This window comes from Ancylobacter rudongensis (assembly GCF_900100155.1).
GTDB classification, from domain to species: domain Bacteria; phylum Pseudomonadota; class Alphaproteobacteria; order Rhizobiales; family Xanthobacteraceae; genus Ancylobacter; species Ancylobacter rudongensis.
In genome coordinates this window covers 240,978-256,150 of record NZ_FMTP01000005.1, presented here as the reverse complement: position 1 = coordinate 256,150, position 15,173 = coordinate 240,978, and the positions used below count along the sequence as shown (strand labels likewise).

The window sequence follows — 15,173 nt, the reverse complement described above, 5'->3', positions numbered from 1 at the left end:
CGGCCGCGCCATGCGCGGCCGGTCTTCGTTTGAGAGCGGCACGCCAGAAGCGTGGGTCCTACCCCCGCACCAGATCGCCGATCAGGCTGGCCGCCACGGAGAGCTTCGACACGCTGAGCCCGGAGCCGGCGATCTCGTGCACGCCGTTGCGCGCCCGCTCCACCACCTCGCCACGCGCCCGCGCCCAGCTCGACACCCCGGCGACGCCGGCGCCATGCTCCTCGATCACCTCGGCGGTGAGCCGGCGCACGGCGCTCTCGAAAGCCGCCAGCGCCCGCTCCAGCGCCAGCCGGTCGTAATAGTCGCTCACCGACAGGGTCCGCGCCGGGCCGAGGATGCGGTCGAGCCGGAACAGCAGCGCGACTGCGAAGAAGGTCACGGCGGCATCCGCCAGCGGCGCCCGGGTGCGGTCGGCGATCAGCACGATGTCGGTGGCACTTTCCACCGCCGGCAGGCGGGCGATGCGCCGCGCCAGCGTCTCGGGCACCCCGGCCTGCGTCCACTGGCTGATGCGGGCATCGTGCAGCACCCGCGCCTCCTCGGGCAGCAATTCGCGCACCGGCCCGGCCAGCACCTTTTCCACCGGGGCGATGCCGGCGGCGTAATGGCCGACCAGCTCGTCGAGATTGCGCCGGAGGTCGACATTGCGCAGGAACCAGATCGAGCGGTCGAGCAGCATGTCCTGGACGACGCCATAGAGATCGAGCTGCACCGCGCCCGCCACCAGACCGTCCAGCGCGTCGATCTCGCGGTTGAGGGCGGCGAGCCCGAAACCGTCACGCACCACGGCGAAGGCCTTGGCGATGCTGTCGATCCCCGCCCCGGTCTCGTCGGTCAGCCGGGCGACGAAGGCCGGGCCACCATGGTTGATCATGGCGTTCGACAGGCGGGTGGCGATGATGTCGCGCCGCAGCCGGTGGTGCTCGATCCCTTCCGGGAAATGCTCGCGCAGCTCGGCGGGGAAATAGGCCGCCAGCTCGCGCGCGAGATAGGGATCATCCGGCACGCCGGTCTCGAGGAGGTCGGCCTGGGCGGAAAGCTTGGCATAGGCCAGCAGCACCGCCATTTCCGGCCGGGTGAGCGCCTCGCCCCGGCCGCGCCGCTCATTCAGCTCGGTGTCGGAGGGCAGATATTCCACCGCGCGGTCGAGCAGCCCGCGCCCTTCCAGCCGCTGCATCAGCCGCTGCAGGAAGCCGAGATCGTCCAGCCCACGCATTTCGGCGAGCGAGAGCGCCAGCGTCTGCAGATAATTGTTGGCCAGCACCAGCGCCGCGACATCGCCGGTCATGCCGGCCAGCACCTGCGCCCGCGCCTGCGGGTCGAGCCGCCCCTCGCGCAAGGCGGGGGCCATGGCGATCTTGATGTTCACCTCGATATCGGAGGTGTTGACGCCAGCTGAATTGTCGATGGCGTCGGTGTTCAGCCGCACGCCGCGGCGCGCCGCCTCGATGCGCCCGCGCTGGGTGACGCCGAGATTGGCGCCCTCGCCGATCACCCGCGCACGCACCTGATTGCCGGTGATCCGCACGGCGTCATTGGCGCGGTCGCCCGCCTGCGCGTCGGTCTCGCTGGAGGCGCGGACATAGGTGCCGATGCCGCCGAACCACAACAGGTCCACCGGCGCCCGCAGGATCGCGCTGATCACTTCGGAGGGCGAAGCCGAGCTCTTGTCGAAGCCGAGCACCTCGCGCATCGCCAGGGTCAGCGGAATGCTCTTGGCGGTGCGCGGGAACACGCCGCCGCCGGGCGAGATCAGCGACTTGTCATAGTCCTGCCAGCTGGAGCGCGGCAGCGCGAACAGCCGCTGGCGCTCGCGGAACGAGGTTTCCGGATCCGGATTGGGATCGAGGAAGATGTCGCGATGGTCGAAGGCGGCGACGAGGCGGATCGTGTTCTCCAGGATCATGCCATTGCCGAACACGTCGCCCGACATGTCGCCGACGCCGGCCACGGTGAAGGGCGTGCGGCGGATATCGACATCCATCTCGCGGAAATGCCGGCGCACCGCCTCCCAGGCGCCGCGCGCGGTGATGCCCATTGCCTTGTGGTCGTAGCCGACCGAGCCGCCGGAGGCGAAGGCATCGCCCAGCCAGAAGCCGCGCTGCAGCGAGAGCGCGTTGGCGGTGTCGGAGAAGGTCGCCGTGCCCTTGTCGGCGGCGACCACGAGATAGGGGTCGTCCTCGTCGTGCTGCACCGTGTGCGCGGGATGGACGGTGCGGCCGTCCTCGATATTGTCGCTTACGTCGAGCAGGCTGGAAATGAACAGCTTGTAGGCCTCGACGCCCTCGGCCTGGATGGCCTCGCGCGGGCCGGCGGGCAGCTGCTGCGGCACGAAGCCGCCCTTGGCGCCCACCGGCACGATGACGGCGTTCTTCACCTGCTGCGCCTTGACGAGGCCCAGCACCTCGGTGCGGAAGTCCTGCGGCCGGTCGGACCAGCGCAGCCCCCCGCGCGCCACCCGGCCGAAGCGCAGATGGATGCCCTCGACGCGGGGCGACTGCACGAAGATCTCGAACAGCGGGCGCGGCTGCGGCAGCCCCTCGACCTCGGCGCTCAAGAACTTGATGGCGATGGTCGGCCGGTGGCCACCCTGCGGCCCGCGCTGGAAGAAATTGGTCCGCACCGCCGCGCTGATGAGGTTGGCGAAGCGGCGCAGGATGCGGTCCTCGTCGAGGCTCGGCACATCGGCCAGCGCGGCCTCGATCGCGGCGCGCAATTCCTCCTGCCGCTCGGCCCGGCGGTCATTGGCCTCCGGGTCGAAGCGGGCATGGAACAGCGCCACAAGCTTCTGGGCGAGGGCGGGATGAGCGTTCAGCGTCTGCCAGAGATAGTCCTGGCTGAACGGAATGCCGACCTGGCGGAGATAGCGCCCGAGCGCGCGCAGCAGCGCGATGTCGCGCCAGCCGAGAAGGGCGTTCAGCGCCAGCGCGTTGAAGCCGTCGCTCTCACCGCCGCGCAGCACCGCCATCAGCGTCGCGTGCAGCCGCGGCCCGAGCTTGTCGAGCGGGATGTCGCCGCCGCCGCGCCGCGACAGCAGCATGTCGTGCAGATAGACCGGGGCGCCGCCGGCGGGCTTGATGGTGAAGGTGCGCTCGTCAATGACGACGAAGCCCATCGATTCGAGCAGCGGCACCCGCTCGGAGAGCAGGCGCGGCACCTTGTAGCTGAACACCTTGAGCGAGACCCGCCCGCGCTCGCGCAGCGCCGAGGCGCGGAAATCCGCCGCCACCGGGCTCGCGTCACTCAGTTCCTCGATCAGGCGCAGATCGTCGATCGCCTCCGCCGGCGCCGAGCCCGCCTGATAGCCCGCCGGGAACGCCTTGGCGTAGCGCTCCATCAGCTCGCTCGCCTTGCTGGCCGGCACCGTCGCCGCCAGCGCCTCGGCAAAGCCGTCGCCCCAGGTGCGGATGATGGCGCCGATCGCCTCCTCCAGCGTGGCGCGATTGACCGTCGGCACCTCGCCGGGGCCGCGCTCGATGATGAAGTGGACGCGGATCAGCGGCCCTTCCAGGAACATAGGGCGGAAGGCGACGATCTGTCCGCCGAAGCTTCCCGCCAGCAGATGGCCGATCTTCTCGCGCACGTCGCTGTCGTAGCGCTCGCGCGGCACGAAGACGAGGATCGAGACGAAGCGGTCGAACCGCTCATTGAGCGCCAGTACCCGCACGCGCGGGTGCTCGTCGAGCTGGAGGATGGCGAGCGAGAACTGGTAGAGCGCGGTGGTGTCGATCTGGAACAAGTCGTCGCGCGGATAGGTTTCGAGCACCTTCACCAGCGCCCGGCCGGAATGGCTCTCGGGGGCGAAGCCGGCCCGCGCCAGCACGGTCGCCGCCTTGCGCCGCAACATCGGGATGGTGCGGACCGAACTCGTATAGGCGGTGGCGGTAAACAGCCCGGCGATGCACAGCCCGCCGACCACGCGGCCCTGCGCATCGTAGCGCTTGACCAGCACCACATCGATCCAGGCCCGCCGGTGCACATTGGAGACGGCGCGCGACTTGGTGACGATCAGCGGGCTGGGGTCGGCCAGCGCCTCGGCGAGATCGGTGCTGACGGTGCGCGGATCGCCGGTGGGGCGGAACAGGCGGAAGGCTTCATCCGCCATCAGTCCCAGCGCGTCTTCCATGCGCCGCTCGAACACGGTCGCCTTCGCGCCGGCGGGCGTACCGGTGGCCTGGTAATGGCGGCAGCCGAGAAAAGTGAAGCGCCCGGCCAGCAGCCATTCGAGGAAAGCGATCGCCTCTTCGCGGTCCTCGCGCGGCACCAGGGCGGGGGCGAGGGTGAGATTGGTGACGGCGGCGCGCACCTGCGCCATCATCGGCTGCCAGGCGCCCACCACTACGCGCACCTGGTTCAGCACCAGGGTGAGTTCCTCGATCAGCGCGGCGCGCCGGCCCTCATCCTCGATGCGCGGAACGTGGATCTGGATCAGGCTCTCGCGCCGCATGCGGGCGCCGGCCGGCGTCTCGCCGGGGACGAGGCCCGTCACCTGCCCGGCCGCGTCGCGGTCCACACCCATGATGGGATGCACCACGAAACTGGCCGTCAGCCCCTGGGCATTGAGCGCCCCCATGATCGAATCGAGCAGGAACGGCATGTCGTCATTGACGATCTCGATCACCGATACCCGGGCGAGCCGGTCGCCGCCCTCGGCGGCCTGGGGCTGTTCGATGCGGATGTCGGAACTGTCGCGCCGGCGGACCTTCAGATGGCCATAGGCGAGGCGCGCCAGACTGGCGAGTTCATGCGGGGTGTAGACACGCACATCCTCCGCCACCGCCCGACCGAACAAGCCATGGGCGAACCGGGCCGGCACATCGCCGTCGGTCGCCTGCAGGATAAGGTCCGCCTGCTCGACGAGCTGGCGCGCGACGCGCTCGTCTTCGCTGGCCAGGAACCCTTCGACGCCCATCATTTCCCCCTGCCGGATGCGGCGGGCCCCGCATGGGCGCCCGCGTACCGGCTTTAACTGATTGTTCTATTATACGTCTATTCTGGTCGCTGAAATGCCGCGACCGCCGTCGCTGCTGCTCCTGTTGCCTTCGGGTCACAGAAATACAAGAGTATCGCCGGTTTGATCTCGATCAAGCTCGCGCACGCCCTCTCCGCTCACCACTAGGCCCGAGCTCCGTACAGGAGCAACGGAAACAAGGGGTTTGGGGCATGGCATCCATCGGATCAACACTACATCGTCTTTCCGCTTCGGCGGCGGGTCTGGCGCTTCTCGGCACGGTGCTGGCCGCTGCGCCGGTGCTGGCCGCCGACATCGACAGCACGCCCCCGCTTGCCTACAAGGCCCCCGCTCCGGTGGTGGAGCAGAGCCCGTGGCAGATCCGCCTGCGCCTGCTCGGCGTCATCTCCGAGAATGACGGCTCGGTGCGCGGCGTGCCCGGCTCGAATCTCGATGTCTCCGATTCGGTGGTGCCGGAACTCGACATCACCTACTATTTCACCAAGAACTGGGCAGCCGAGCTGATCCTCGGCGTCACCCCGCACGACATCAACGGCGCGGGCTCGATTTCCAGCCTCAACAAGATCGGCGAAGTGTGGCTGCTGCCGCCCACCCTGACGCTGCAGTACCACTTCACCGATTTCGGCGCCTTCAAGCCCTATATCGGCGCCGGCATCAACTACACCTTCTTCTTCGACCAGAAGGCTTATTCCGCCGATTCGATCGACGTGAAGGACACGTTCGGCTGGGCGCTGCAGGCCGGCTTCGACTACATGCTCGACGAGCACTGGGGCTTCAACGTCGATGTGAAGAAGCTGTTCCTGAGGCCCGATTTCGACGTGGTGGTCGCCGGCCAGCCGCTCACCGGCAAGGCCAATCTCGACCCGTGGATCGTCGGCGTCGGCGTCACCTACCGTTTCTGAGGCGACGCACCTCACACGCAAAGGGCCGGCTCGCGCCGGCCCTTTTTCGTTTTGCCCCCGCCCGCGCTCAGTGCCGGAAGTGCCGCACGCCGGTAAACACCATGGCGATGCCGGCGGCGTCCGCCGCCGCGATCACGTCCGCGTCGCGGATCGAGCCGCCCGGCTGGATCACGGCGGTGGCCCCGGCCTCGATGGCGGTGATCAGCCCATCGGCGAAGGGGAAGAAGGCGTCGGAAGCCACCACGCTGCCACGCGTCAGCGGCTCGGCATTCCCGGCCGCTTCGGCTGCATCCCGCGCCTTGTGCGCGGCGATCCGCGCCGAATCGACCCGGCTCATCTGGCCGGCGCCGATGCCGACCGTGGCGAGGTCCCTAGCATAGACGATGGCGTTCGACTTCACATGCTTCACTACCCGGAAGGCGAAGGCGAGGTCGGCCAGTTCCTTCTCGGTCGGGGCGCGCTGCGTCACCACCTTCAGCGCCATGTCGCCCACGACAGCATTGTCGCGCGACTGCACGAGATAGCCGCCGGCCAGCGACTTCACCAGACGGCCGCCGCCGCGCGGGTCCGGCAAGCCGCCGGTGACGAGCAGGCGCAGATTCTTCTTGGTGGCGATGATGGCGGCGGCTTCCTCTGACGCGTCGGGGGCGACGATCACCTCGGTGAAGATGTCGACAATGGCGCGCGCGGCCTCGGCGTCCAGCGTGCGGTTCAGCGCGACGATGCCGCCAAAGGCCGAGGTCGGGTCGCAGGCCAGCGCCTTGCGATAGGCCTCGACCAGCGTCTCACCCTCGGCGACGCCGCAGGGATTGGCGTGCTTGACGATCACCACCGCCGGCGCGCGGGCGGGGTCGAACTCCGCCACCGCCTCGAAGGCGGCGTCGGTGTCGTTCAGGTTGTTGTAGGAGAGCGCCTTGCCCTGCAGCTGGCGGGCGGTGGCGACGCCGGGCCGCGCCGGGCCGCCGATATAGAAGGCCGCGCTCTGATGCGGGTTCTCGCCATAGCGCAGCGCCTCGGCGAGACGGCCGCCAAAGACCTGGCTTTGCGCCGCCGCCGCAGTGTTTTCCTTGGCCTCCACCTCGGCGAACCAGGCGGCGATGGCGCCGTCATAGGTAGCGGTGCGGGCATAGGCGAGCTGCGCCAGCGTGCGCCGGGTGGCCAGCGTGGTGCCGCCCTTCGCGTCAAGGTCGGCCAGCACGGTGGCATAGCTCGACGGGTCGACCACCACAGCCACATCGGCATGGTTCTTGGCGGCGGCTCGGATCATCGCCGGGCCGCCAATGTCGATGTTCTCGACGCAGTCATCATAGCCGGCGCCGCGCGCCACGGTGGCCTCGAACGGGTACAGATTCACCACGACGAGATCGATCGGCAGGATGCCGTGCTCGTCCATGGAGGCGCGGTGGCCTTCGTCGTCGCGAATGGCGAGAATGCCGCCATGCACGCCGGGGTGCAGCGTCTTCACCCGCCCGTCCATCATCTCCGGGAAGCCGGTGAGGTCGGACACGTCCGCCACCTCCAGCCCCGCCTCGGCCAGCGCCTTGCGCGTGCCGCCGGTCGACACCAGCGCGATGCCTTTGGCGGCCAGCGCCCGCGCGAAGGGCACGAGGCCGGTCTTGTCGGACACCGAGAGAAGGGCGCGGGCGATGGGGCGGATGTCAGCGGACATGAAAGCGGCCAGTGCGTTGGAACCAGGATGCCGCCGCCCTATCACGTCTGACCTCCCGGGTGAACCTTCGAGCCCCCGGGTCAGGCATGCGTCATCCTGAGGCGCGCGGCCGCGCGCCTCAGGATGACGGCACTTAAGGCGGCAACCTCGTCATGCCGAGGTGCCGCCGGAGGCGGCCTCGAAGCACGCGCGCCGCCCGCCCACTACCCCCGCAGCGCCCTGAGCTGGACGAAGGTCCATTCCACTCGCGGCGTCTGCCGGGCATTGCCTGTAATCACCAGCTGCTCGGTGCGGCGGGGGCCGGCATTGCTGCCGAGGAAGATGCTCTCCTCGATAACGACGGCACTGTCCGGAGCGGTGAACGCCCAGTCGTCGCCATCCGGCAGCCGCAGGATCACCGTCTGCCCGTCCGAGGCGCGGGAGGGCTCGACCGAGGGGTGCAGGTGGAAGCGCAGCGCGTAGCGGCCGGGCTGATCGGTGGAGAATTCCTCGCCCTGCGCCACCCGGAACAGGTCCTCGCCGTCGAGCCGCATGCCGTCGGCCGACAGCCGCCAGGAGCGCTGGTGGACCACGCCGAAGCGCTTGGCATAGCCGTCATGGCTGGCGCGCAGCACGTCGGCACCGCCGCGCTCGCTCCGGTCGACATGCAGATCCGCCGGGCCGCCGAGAACAGGCGCCCCGCACAGCCGCGTCAGCGGGCCGACGGAGAGAAAGCGGCAGGAGGAGCTGTCCTCGACCACCACGGTCGAATGCGCCGCCGTCTGCCGCGCCACCCCGCGCCATTCCTCCCGCCCGGCGGCGGGCAGGCCGCAATTGACCACGATGCGGTGCCGCCCGGCGGAAAGCTCGAAGGACAGGCACCCTGCATGCGCCTCCAGACTCAGCGGCAAAGGCGGCGGGGCGCCGGTGTCGGCGATCACCACCGTCGCGCCCGCCTCCATGCGCTGATAGCCGGAATAGGGCGCATTCGACACCGGGCGCCCGCGCGCATCGTCATAGGCGAGCACGGTGGCGAGCACGTCCGCCGGCGTCGGCCCCATGCCGTTGAACAGCGCGAAAGCGCCGTCGACATGCCGGAAGAAGCGCAGCATCGGCATCATCCGGTCGATGGCGTTCAACAGCGCCGGCGGCGGCGGCACATGGCGGGCGGCATAGCTCTGGCGCAGCGGCAGCAGGTCGAGCAGAACCTCGATCAGCATGCCGGGATTACGGCTGACATGGCCGCCATCGCCCAGCACCTGCCGGTCGAGCTCATCGATCAGCCGCTTCTGCGCCGCGCGCATCAGCCTTGTCTGGTCGGCCATGCACAGGCTGGCCAGCGACAAGGTGAGCGCGCAGGCCAGGCGCGCCCGCCCGTCCGGCGCGCTCGGCCCGACGCTCTTGATGTAGCGCACCTGCGCGGTGAGGCTGCGGATGAAGCGGCGGTGAAAGCCGGGATCGGCATCCTGCAGGATCAGCGGCGCCTGGGTGAGCCAGCTCGCCACCCGCCGCGCCGCGACTTCCGGCGACGAGGCCTGCGGCAGGCGATGGCCGCGCATGCCGATCCAGTCCCCCACCAGCGCGCGGGCATGGGCCCGGGCGATCGGCGAGGCGGCGGCCTGCAAATGCCGCAGCCAGCCGAAGGAATAGAGTTCGCGCGCCCATTCCGGCGAAGGCGGCACCATCTCGAACGGCGAGGCGCCGTCGGTCAGCACCAGCTTGCCGGCGAAGCTATAGCGGCCGGCATAGAATTCGCCGGCCCGCGCCGGGTCGCCGGTGCGCAGCTCATGCGGGGCGAACAGCAGCCGCGAGGGCAGCGGCACGGCGGTGGCGCGCCACGGAAACCACGGATGCGCCAGGGTGCGCGCCACCAGGCTGTTCCAGCCGGTCTCGATCGCGAACAGCGCCAGCCGGGCGCGATCGGCATAAATCTCGCGGGCCATCAGCGTCTCAGCCCCTCTCGAAGACGCCGGGAATCACCAGCACATGCATGGCGCGAGCTTAGCGGAGCGGGTCACGGCATCCAACCGGGGCGGGAAACCGTGCGGCGCTAGCGTGAAAACCCTCACCCCTTGCGCAGCCGCGCGGCGAAGAAGCCGTCGAGGCCGGCATAGCGGGGGTCCTCGTCCGGCAGATAGGTCGGCAGGGTGCGGACCTCGCCGGCGGCGTTGATCCACTCCGCCGGAATGCCGCACTCGCCGGGCGCGACGGGATCGCGCGAAAAATCGGGCCGCAGCGCCAGGAAGGCGGCGATCTGCCGCTCGCCCTCCTCCGGCTCCAGCGAGCAGGTGGAATAGACCAGCACCCCGCCCGGCTTCACCAGTTCGGCGGCGTTGGCGAGCAGGCGGGTCTGCAGCGAGGCGAGGCTGACAATGTCGGCCGGCGCCTTGGTCCACGCCACTTCCGGGTGGCGGCGTATGGTGCCGGTGGCCGAGCAGGGCGCATCGAGCAGCACACCGTCATACGGCCCGGCCTTGAGGCGGGTGGCGTCGGCCTCGATCACCTCGGCGGTGAGGTTGAGCCGGGCCAGATTGGCCTTCAGCCGGCGCAGGCGCGGGGCGGAACGGTCCACCGCGACCACCCGCGCCCCGGCGGCCGCCAGCTGCGCCGTCTTGCCGCCGGGCGCGGCGCAGAGGTCGGCAATGGTCATGCCGGCCGCCGGGTGAAGCAGCCGCGCCGGCAGCGCCGCCGCCGCGTCCTGCACCCACCATTCCCCCGCCTCGAAGCCCGCCAGCGCGGTGACGTTGCCGGCCTCGACCAGCCGGATCGAGCCGGTCGGCAGCAGCCGGCCGCCGAGTTTTTCGGCGAGAATTTCCGGGTTCTCCCGCGCGGTCAGGTCGAGCGGGGCCTCATGCGCCAGCGCCCGCGAGATCGCCTCGCCGGCCGCCGGGCCATAAGCGGCGGTCCAGCCTTCGACCATCCATTCCGGCTGGTCGGCGACATCGGGAAGGATCGCCTTCCCCTCGCGCGCAATCCGCCGCAGCACGGCATTGGCGAGGCCCTTGAAGCCGGCGGTGCTGGCCTGCTCGCCGACCAGCGTCACCGTGGTGCCCACCGCCGCATGGTCCGGCACATCCATGAACAGGATCTGCGCCGCGCCGACCAGAATCAGCATCTCGACCCGGCGCGCCTTCTCGGGAATTCCCCGCTCCATCAGCGTGCGTAGCAGCGCCCGCAGGCTCCCCTGCTTGCGCAGCGTCGTCGCTGCGATCATCCGCGCCAGCCCGCGATCGCGCTCATCCAGCTCGCGGGTCAGCCGTTCAAGGGTCTCTTCGAGCGGATGCCCGGTTTCCATGACGGACTGGACGGCATCGGCCGCGGCCCGGCGGGCGGCGAGGCCGGGCACATCGGCGGACGGGGATCGGGCAGGCGGGCGCGGTTCTTTCATCGCGATGGGACTAGGCCGAGCCACGCGGGAAGGCAACCTTATCGCACGGATCTGATTGGGCCAGGCATCCAAATGGCCGCTTGGGGGTTGTCGAAGCGGGTGAGATTAGGTCCTATCCCTCTTCGGCCCGCCCACCCGCCTTACCGGCCCGCCTCACCGCCTTGCGCCTGCAGCGAACGGAACATGCCCCACCAGATCCTCATCGCCGATATCGGCGGAACCTCCTCCCGTCTCGCCCTCGTCGGCACGGACGGCGTGCCCCGCGACATCCAGATCCACCGCAATGACGACTTTGGCGGTTTCAAGCAGATGATCGAGGCCGACCTCGCCCAGCGCGGCGAGGGCGCCCATGCCAGCGTCGGCGGCGCGGTGCTGGCGGTGGCCGGGCCGGCGGATGAAGAGGTCATCCGGCTCACCAACCGCGACTGGTCGTTTTCCAAGCGCGACATGCGCCGGCATTTCGGCTGGCAGAAATTCGCCGCGCTGAACGATTTCGAGGCGCTGGCGCTGGGCGTGCTCGCGCTCGCCCCGGACGACCTCGTCCCCGTGGGCGGCGGCCATGCCGAGCGCGATGCCCCCATCCTCGTCTGCGGCCCCGGCACCGGCTTCGGCACCGCCATGCTGGTCAAGACCGGCCGCAACCGCATGGTGCTGACCGGCGAAGGTGGCCGGGTGCGGCTGGGTGCGGCCGATTCGGAAGAGGCGCTGCTGCTCGGCCACATGGTGCGCGAGCTCGGCCCCGTCGTGGTGGAGCACGCGCTGTCCGGCTCGGGCCTTGCCCGCATCCACCGCATCCTGTCGGGCGTGAGCCTGTCGCCGGAGGAGGTGATAGCAGCGGCCCGGCGCGACGAGGACGCCGCCAGGCACAGCTGCCATGTGTTTCTGCGGCTGTTCGGCCGCATCACCGGCGATCTTGCGCTCATCACCAATGCGCGCGGCGGCGTCTATCTCGCCGGCGGCGTCTCGGTCGGCCTTGCCTCGCTGTTCGCCGGCTCCGCCTTCCGCGCCGCCTTCGAGGAGCATCCGCCCTTTGAAGGGCGTCTGGCCGAGATTCCGGTGCAGGTCATCACCCACCCCACCCCGGGGCTGATCGGCTGCGGCCAGTTCGGCGGCCGGATGGCCCGCACCCTCAAGCCCGGCCTGCGGGTGGTTTAGCGCCGGCACGCGGTGTGAAATCGGCGGCATCCGCCAGCGCCTCAAGCGCGGCGGGGTCGAACCCCGCCCGCTCCAGCGTCGCCCGCATATGGGCAGGCAGCGGCGCGCGCACATCGACGGGATCGCGGCCCTTCTTCTGCGGGATCACCGCCCGGCGCGAATGCAGGTGCAGGATCGGCCCGCCCGGCAGGCGCGAGGCGCCGCCATAGATGCTGTCGCCCAGGATCGGGTGTCCGATGGCGTCGAGATGCACCCGCAGCTGGTGGGTGCGCCCGGTGAGCGGGGAGAGCGCCAGCACCGCCAGCCCCTCGCCCTGCGCGATCATTGTCCACTCGGTGATGGCTTCCTGACCCCTCGGGTCGACCGCCATCCACCAGCCCCGCGTCGGCGAGCGCTTGGCGAGCTTCAGCTCGATCCGCCCGTGCGGCTCTCCCGGCACGCCGCGCACGACCGCCATATAGGTCTTGCCCACCGTGCCGTCGGCGAAGGCCTTGCCGAGATCGGCCAGCGCCTTGCGGTGGCGGCCCAGCACGAGGCAGCCTGATGTGTCCTTGTCGAGCCGGTGCGCCAGCTCGGGCGCATTGGGCAAGCCGAAGCGCAGCGCGTCGAGATGGTCGGCCAGCGTCTCGCCGCCCTTCGGCCCCTTGTGCACGGCAAGGCCTGGCGGCTTGTCGATCACCAGCATCATGCCGTCGCGGTGCAGCACGCGGGCGGCGATGTCGAACGGGGCGTTCGCGAGCGCCGCCCCTTCGGCAGGCGGGGCGGCGGCGGATAGGTCGTCGGAGGGGGTGACGGTCTGGCTCATCGCGCCGTCACACCATAAAGCCGGGCGCGCGTCGAGAGGCGGCTACTTCGCCACCCAGCCGCCATCCATCTGCTGCAGCGCGCCGGTGATCGAGCGGGCGCTGTCGCTGGCGAGGAACACCGCCAGCGCCGCCACCTCCTCGACGGTGACGAACTGCTTTGTCGGCTGCTCGGCCAGCAGCATGTCCTTCACCTCCTGCTCGGTCATGCCGCGCGCCTTCATGGTGTCGGGAATCTGCTTTTCCACCAGCGGCGTCCAGACATAGCCGGGGCAGATGGCGTTGACGGTGATGCCGAACGGCGCCGTCTCCAGCGCCACCGTCTTGGTCAGGCCGGCAATGCCGTGCTTGGCCGCGACATAGGCCGACTTGAACGGGGAAGCGACCAGCGCATGGGCGGAGGCGGTGTTGATGATGCGCCCCCATTTGCGCGCCTTCATGCCCGGCACGGCGGCCTTGATGGCGTGGAAGGCGGCGGAGAGGTTCAGCGCCAGAATGAGGTCCCATTTGTCGTCCGGGAACTCCTCCACCGGCGCCACATGCTGCATGCCGGCATTATTCACCAGGATGTCGACCGAGCCGAGTTCCTTTTCCGCATAGGCCACCAGCCCGGCGCAGGCCGCCGCCTTAGTGAGGTCGGCGTCGGAATAAAGCGCGCGGACGCCGAATTCGCTTTCGATACCGGCGCGCAACGCCTCGATCTCGGCCGCATCGCCGAAGCCGTTCAGCGTGACATTCACCCCTTCGGCGGCGAAGGCGCGGGCGATGGCGACGCCGATGCCGCTGGTCGAGCCGGTGACGACGGCGTTCTTACCCTTCAAGGACATGCACGGTACCTCATTCGACGAAAAGAGCGGCCAAAGACGAGCCGAAGGGACTCGCTCGCCGCAACTTAGGGCGGGGCGATGACGCGCGCATCACCGCCCCGCCGGGAAGATCGGCTGCGGCAGGATCACGGCTGCTTGAGGCAGACGGCGACCACTTCCTTCACCGGGTGCTCGCAGGCGACGACGGTCTTGCCACCATCATCGGCAAAGGACGCGATGTGCTGGAAGCCGCGCTCGGTATTGACGCAATAGCCCGAGACGATGACCTCGCCGCTTTCGCAGCTGCTGGTGCAGCCCGCCGACGGACAGGGCGCGCTGCGCACGGTGATGGACGACGAACCCGGCGCGCCGGGCGTGCCCGCCGTGCCGGCAGGCCCCTGCGGACCCGTGGGCCCGGCAGGGCCGGAAGGACCCGCAGGCCCGGCGGGACCCGTGGCGCCGGCAGGACCGGCCGGACCGGCGGGGCCCGCCACCCCGGCCTCGCCCTTGGCACCCGCCGGGCCGGCTGGCCCGGCCGGGCCTTCAAAACACGCCGCCAAGGGCAGAGCGAGCGCGGCGACGAAAAGGAATTTGAGAACCTGCATGATACCCCCACTAAGCTACCCAGCCACCTTATCCTGCTCCGGCTCCCGGAGCGTCACAAGGGCGCGGCGGCCGGAAAATGGCTGATGGCGACGAGACTTTTATGACCCGGTGGCGCCGCCCGCCGGCACCGGCCGGATTCCTTGTCACGGCGCCGGTCTCCTCGTCACTGAGCAATCGCTCCTCGTCATGGCGCCGTGACGGGTGAAGCGTTATATTCCCCCCATGTCGACCTCTTCCCCCCCGCCCGGCGGCCCGCACGGGCACGACCATGATGGCCACGACCACGATGGCCACGACCACGACCATGCCGCCTGCGTGGCCGGCGCGATCGCCCGCTTCGAGGAAAGCTGCGCCCGGAGCGGCGCACGGCTCACCCCGCTGCGCCGGCGCGTGCTGGAAGTGCTGGCCGACAGCCACACCCCGCTCGGCGCCTATGATCTGGTGGAGCGCCTCGGCGCCTCCGGCGAGAAGCCGGCGCCGATGTCGGTTTATCGGGCGCTGGATTTCCTGGTGAGCGAGGGGCTGGCGCACCGCATCGAGAGCCGCAACGCCTATCTGGTCTGCGGGCGCGAGCACGGCCCGGATGACGTGATCGTGTTCCTCATCTGCGAGAGCTGCGGCGTGACGGCGGAAGTCGCCTCGCACGCCATCGGCCGCGACCTCGCCTGGGCGACGCGGGCCGCCGGCTTTACCCCGCGCACCCCGGTCATCGAGATCGCCGGCACCTGCGCCCGCTGTCGCACCGCGGCCGGGGCCGAAGCCGCCGCGAGCGACGGGCGGGAGGTTGTCCACGCGCACACCCACGCCGAGGCGGCCCGTTGACGCCCCGCCCGCGCCGGCTTACCCCCTGCCGCACGCCGCGCTCCCAAAGCACGCCCCCAGTCCCCGGACGA

At 70.1% G+C, this 15,173-nt stretch carries 10 protein-coding genes; 3 read left to right on the top strand and 7 right to left on the bottom strand.

Translation table 11 applies throughout. The annotated features are described in order from the left end of the window. Positions 1-58: 58 nt before the first annotated feature. Complete coding sequence (locus BLO63_RS14565) at positions 59-4,912, bottom strand: NAD-glutamate dehydrogenase (protein ID WP_091441834.1); 4,854 nt, start codon at positions 4,910-4,912, stop codon at positions 59-61. Positions 4,913-5,163: 251 nt separating this feature from the next. Here BLO63_RS14565 and BLO63_RS14560 point away from each other — a divergent pair, with 251 nt between their 5' ends. Beyond that, a complete protein-coding gene (locus tag BLO63_RS14560) occupies positions 5,164-5,874 on the top strand; it encodes an OmpW/AlkL family protein (protein ID WP_280138060.1) in 711 nt (236 codons plus the stop codon). 67 nt (positions 5,875-5,941) lie between these two features. Here BLO63_RS14560 and purH read toward each other — a convergent pair whose 3' ends face one another. From purH to rsmB, 3 genes are all read right to left on the bottom strand, one after another. Next, positions 5,942-7,543, bottom strand: coding sequence for a bifunctional phosphoribosylaminoimidazolecarboxamide formyltransferase/IMP cyclohydrolase (purH, locus tag BLO63_RS14555; protein WP_091441832.1), 1,602 nt, complete (start codon positions 7,541-7,543; stop codon positions 5,942-5,944). Positions 7,544-7,746: 203 nt separating this feature from the next. Continuing rightward, the gene (locus BLO63_RS14550; RefSeq protein WP_091441830.1) at positions 7,747-9,465 is read right to left on the bottom strand and encodes a heparinase II/III family protein; all 1,719 of its coding nucleotides are present in this window, start codon (positions 9,463-9,465) and stop codon (positions 7,747-7,749) included. A 122-nt stretch (positions 9,466-9,587) separates the two neighbouring features. Further along, positions 9,588-10,910 (bottom strand): 16S rRNA (cytosine(967)-C(5))-methyltransferase RsmB, encoded by a 1,323-nt coding sequence (rsmB, locus tag BLO63_RS14545; RefSeq protein ID WP_091441825.1) that lies wholly within the window; start codon positions 10,908-10,910, stop codon positions 9,588-9,590. Between the two features lie 183 nt (positions 10,911-11,093). Between rsmB and BLO63_RS14540 the strand changes: the two genes are divergently transcribed. Beyond that, positions 11,094-12,065 carry a glucokinase gene (locus tag BLO63_RS14540; RefSeq protein ID WP_091441821.1) on the top strand — a complete coding sequence of 324 codons (972 nt, stop codon included), beginning with the start codon at positions 11,094-11,096 and terminating at the stop codon, positions 12,063-12,065. On the opposite strand, the gene BLO63_RS14535 is transcribed toward BLO63_RS14540, so the two are convergent. The 3 genes from BLO63_RS14535 to BLO63_RS14525 all read right to left on the bottom strand — a co-directional run bounded on the left by BLO63_RS14535 (position 12,040) and on the right by BLO63_RS14525 (position 14,279). Beyond that, positions 12,040-12,870 (bottom strand): RluA family pseudouridine synthase, encoded by an 831-nt coding sequence (locus BLO63_RS14535; RefSeq protein WP_091441817.1) that lies wholly within the window; start codon positions 12,868-12,870, stop codon positions 12,040-12,042. The genes BLO63_RS14540 and BLO63_RS14535 overlap by 26 nt on opposite strands. A gap of 42 nt (positions 12,871-12,912) precedes the next feature. After that, positions 12,913-13,695 carry a 3-hydroxybutyrate dehydrogenase gene (locus BLO63_RS14530; RefSeq protein WP_091441813.1) on the bottom strand — a complete coding sequence of 261 codons (783 nt, stop codon included), beginning with the start codon at positions 13,693-13,695 and terminating at the stop codon, positions 12,913-12,915. 125 nt (positions 13,696-13,820) lie between these two features. Further along, positions 13,821-14,279, bottom strand: coding sequence for a hypothetical protein (locus BLO63_RS14525; protein ID WP_091441810.1), 459 nt, complete (start codon positions 14,277-14,279; stop codon positions 13,821-13,823). 223 nt (positions 14,280-14,502) lie between these two features. Here BLO63_RS14525 and BLO63_RS14520 point away from each other — a divergent pair, with 223 nt between their 5' ends. Beyond that, positions 14,503-15,102 (top strand): Fur family transcriptional regulator, encoded by a 600-nt coding sequence (locus tag BLO63_RS14520; RefSeq protein WP_091441806.1) that lies wholly within the window; start codon positions 14,503-14,505, stop codon positions 15,100-15,102. Positions 15,103-15,173 lie beyond the last annotated feature (71 nt).

Bases quoted from the DNA above. Each gene is read 5' to 3' on its own strand.
- BLO63_RS14565 (WP_091441834.1), bottom strand. From the start codon at position 4,912: ATGGGCGTCGAAGGGTTCCTGGCCAGCGAAGACGAGCGCGTCGCGCGC.
- BLO63_RS14560 (WP_280138060.1), top strand. From the start codon at position 5,164: ATGGCATCCATCGGATCAACACTACATCGTCTTTCCGCTTCGGCGGCG.
- purH (WP_091441832.1), bottom strand. From the start codon at position 7,543: ATGTCCGCTGACATCCGCCCCATCGCCCGCGCCCTTCTCTCGGTGTCC.
- BLO63_RS14550 (WP_091441830.1), bottom strand. From the start codon at position 9,465: ATGGCCCGCGAGATTTATGCCGATCGCGCCCGGCTGGCGCTGTTCGCG.
- rsmB (WP_091441825.1), bottom strand. From the start codon at position 10,910: ATGAAAGAACCGCGCCCGCCTGCCCGATCCCCGTCCGCCGATGTGCCC.
- BLO63_RS14540 (WP_091441821.1), top strand. From the start codon at position 11,094: ATGCCCCACCAGATCCTCATCGCCGATATCGGCGGAACCTCCTCCCGT.
- BLO63_RS14535 (WP_091441817.1), bottom strand. From the start codon at position 12,870: ATGAGCCAGACCGTCACCCCCTCCGACGACCTATCCGCCGCCGCCCCG.
- BLO63_RS14530 (WP_091441813.1), bottom strand. From the start codon at position 13,695: ATGTCCTTGAAGGGTAAGAACGCCGTCGTCACCGGCTCGACCAGCGGC.
- BLO63_RS14525 (WP_091441810.1), bottom strand. From the start codon at position 14,279: ATGCAGGTTCTCAAATTCCTTTTCGTCGCCGCGCTCGCTCTGCCCTTG.
- BLO63_RS14520 (WP_091441806.1), top strand. From the start codon at position 14,503: ATGTCGACCTCTTCCCCCCCGCCCGGCGGCCCGCACGGGCACGACCAT.